At 71.2% G+C, this 3,360-nt stretch carries 1 protein-coding gene; it reads left to right on the top strand.

The genetic code is table 11. The annotated features are described in order from the left end of the window. A partial coding sequence (locus tag ACTWQR_RS55370; protein WP_443234956.1) for a type I polyketide synthase occupies positions 1-3,360 on the top strand: 3,360 nt, incomplete at both ends.

The raw sequence follows: 3,360 nt of genomic DNA, 5'->3' as shown, positions 1-3,360 counted from the left end.
GTACCACGCTGGGCGATCCGATCGAGGCGCAGGCGCTGCTGAACACGTACGGCCAGGAGCGGTCCGAGGACCGTCCGCTGTGGCTGGGTTCGCTGAAGTCGAACATCGGGCACGCCCAGGCGGCAGCGGGTGTCGGCGGCATCATCAAGATGATCCGGGCCATGGACCACGGGATCCTGCCGAGGACCTTGAACGTCGATGAGCCCTCTGGGCACGTCGACTGGGAGTCGGGTGCGATCTCCCTGCTGACCGAGGCCCAGGAGTGGCCGGCCACGGACCGCCCCCGCCGAGCGGGTGTCTCCTCGTTCGGGATCAGCGGCACCAACGCCCACGTCATCATCGAACAGCCGCCCGCGGTCCCCTCTCGGCCGAGTACCGCGCCCGAGGCGGGTGCGGTGCCATGGATCGTGTCGGCCCGCACCGAGGACGCCGTACGCGACCAGGCCGAGCGGCTGCACGCGTACGTGACCGAGCACCCCGAGCTGACGCCCGCCGACATCGCCTTCTCACTGGCGACCGGACGCGCCGTTCTGGAGCACAGTGCGGCCGTCGTCGGCACCGACAGGGACGCGCTTCTGGACGGGCTCCGGGTCATCGCCGGCAACGGTTCCGCCCTCTCCGTCCTGCGCGGTCACAACGACAGGCCGGGCAGGACGGCCTTCCTCTTCACCGGACAGGGCAGCCAGCGCCTCGGCATGGGACGTGAGCTGTACGCGACCTCGACCGTGTTCGCCCGCGCCCTGGACGAGGTGTGCGCGCACCTCGACACCACCCTGACGCGCCCGCTCAAGGAGGTGCTCTTCGCCCCCGACGGGTCGGCGGACTCCGCGCTGATCGACCAGACGGTCTTCACCCAGGCGGTGCTGTTCGCCGTGGAGGTCGCGCTGTACCGCTGGTTCGAGCATCACGGTCTGACGCCCGACTATCTTCTCGGCCACTCCATCGGCGAGGTGACCGCCGCGCACGTGGCCGGGGTCCTGGACCTCGCGGACGCATGCGTGCTCGTCGCCGAGCGGGGCCGGCTGATGCAGGCGGCGCCCGAGGGCGGCGCGATGGCCGCCATCGAGGCGAGCGAGGAAGAAGTACGCGAGGTTCTCGACGCCCTCGACCCGCAGCGGGGCGCGGTCGCCGTCGCCGGGGTCAACGGGCCCCGGGCCGTGGTGATCTCCGGGGACGCCTCCCTCGTCGAGGAGCTCGCCGGAGAATGGCGGGAGAAGGGAGTACGGACCAAGCTCCTCACGGTCAGCCATGCCTTCCACTCCCCGCACATGGAGGGAGTGCTCGACGAATTCCGTGCCGTCGCCGCGAAGTTGACGTTTCACGCTCCCCGCATTCCGGTCGTCTCGAATGTCACCGGCACCCTGGCCACCGCGGAAGAGCTGGCGTCCCCCGACTACTGGGCGCGCCACATCCGCCAGGCCGTCCGCTTCCACGACGGAGTGCGCTGCCTGGAGACCCAAGGCGTCGCCCAGTTCCTGGAGTTGGGCCCGGACGGCGTACTGACCGCTTTCGTGCAGAACTCGCTCGCCGAGAACGCCGGAGCGCTGACTCCGGCCCTGCGCAGGAACAGGCCGGAAGCCGAGACCGTCCTGGCCGCACTCGCCCTGATGCGGATGCGGGGCGCCGAGCCCGACTGGGCCGCCGTCCTCCCCGGCGCCCGCCAGGTCCCGCTGCCCGCCTACGCCTTCCAGCACCAGCGGTACTGGCTCGACGCGGCGGCGCCGGACGTCGACGCGGCCGGGCTCGGCATGAATGCGGTGGAGCACCCGCTGCTCGGCGCCGCCGTGAACATGGCGGGCCGGGACGAGTTCCTGTTCACCGGGCGCCTGTCCCGGCGGACGCACCCGTGGCTCGCGGATCACGCCGTGGCCGGGACGGTGCTGCTGTCCGCGACCGGACTGCTGGAACTGGCGGCCCGGGCGGGCGAGCAGGTGGGCACCGATCGGATCGAGGAACTGACCCTTGCCGCCCCGCTGGTACTCCCCGAACGCGGCAGCGTCCAGGTCCAGTTGGCCATCGGCACGCCCGACGCCGACGGACTCCGCACGGTCGGGATCCACTCGCGCACCGACGACGGCGACTGGGTGAACAACGCCCACGGAACCCTGGGCACGGCGGACGACACGGAGGTCGTGGCTGCCGGTTTGGTGGTGTGGCCTCCGGTGGGTGCGGTCGAGGTTGATCTGGGGGGTGTGTATGGGCGGTTGGCGGATCAGGGGTATGCGTATGGTCCGGCGTTTCAGGGGTTGAGGAGGGTGTGGCGCGGCGAGGGCGATGGCGAGGGTGAGGTCTTCGCCGAGGTGGTGCTGCCGGATGAACTCCTGGGCGAAGCGGGCGGGTTCCTGCTGCACCCGGCCTTGTTGGATGCCGCGCTGCATCCGCTGCTGCCCGGAGTGGCGGCTGAATCCGGGCAGGCACGGCTGCCGTTCTCCTGGTCGGGCGTGAGGGTGCACGCCACCGGCGCGTCGTCGCTGCGCGTCCGGCTGACTCTGCCGGACCCCGAGGCGGAGGCGGAGACGCTGGAGGCGTCCCTGCTGGTCGCCGATGGTGTGGGTGTGCCGGTGGTGTCGGTGGAGTCGTTGGTGTTGCGTCCGTTGTCGCGGGATGCGGTGCGGGCTGCGGCTGATGCGGGGCGGGACGGGTTGTTCCCGGTGGAGTGGTCCGAAGTGCCGGGTGCGGGTGGGGTTGTTGAAACCTCGGGTTGGGCTGCGTTGGGTGTGTCGCCGGTGGGTTCGGTGGTGTCGTATCCGGATCTGGACGCGGTGGCGCGGGCCGGCGCGGACACCGTCCTGTGGTCGCTGATCCCGTACGGCGAGAGCGGCGACATCAGCGGCGCGGGCGTTGCGGGACTGGCGCGCGTGGAGCTGTGCCGTGCGCTGGAGCGGGTGCAGGCGTTCTTGGCCGATGAGCGGTTGGCGGGGGCGCGGTTGGTGGTGGTGACGCGGGGTGCGGTGGCCGCGGTGGCGGGTGAGGATGTTCCTGATCTGGTGCATGCGGGTGTGTGGGGTCTGCTGCGGGTGGCGCAGACGGAGAACCCGGACCGTATCGTCCTGATCGACGCCGATTCTGACGCCAGCGCCAGCGCCGATGCCGATGCCGGACTCGGCACCGAGGCCGACCTCGGTGGCCGGGTGGCGGTCGCGGTGGATTCTGGTGAGCCCCAAGTGGCTGTACGCGCAGGCAAGTTGCTCGTACCGCGCCTGGTGCGTGCCCGTTCCGTCGAAGGTGCCGATGCGCCGCGTTGGGATGAGGGCACGGTTCTGATCACGGGTGCGACGGGGACGCTGGGCGGGATTCTGGCCCGTCATCTGGTCGTCGAGCAGGGCGCGCGGCGGCTGCTGCTGCTGAGCCGGCGTGGTG

Origin of the sequence: Streptomyces sp. 2A115 (assembly GCF_052245575.1) — a bacterium.
In the GTDB taxonomy this organism is placed as follows: Bacteria; Actinomycetota; Actinomycetes; order Streptomycetales; family Streptomycetaceae; genus Streptomyces.
This window is presented reverse-complemented; position numbering and strand designations above follow the sequence as displayed.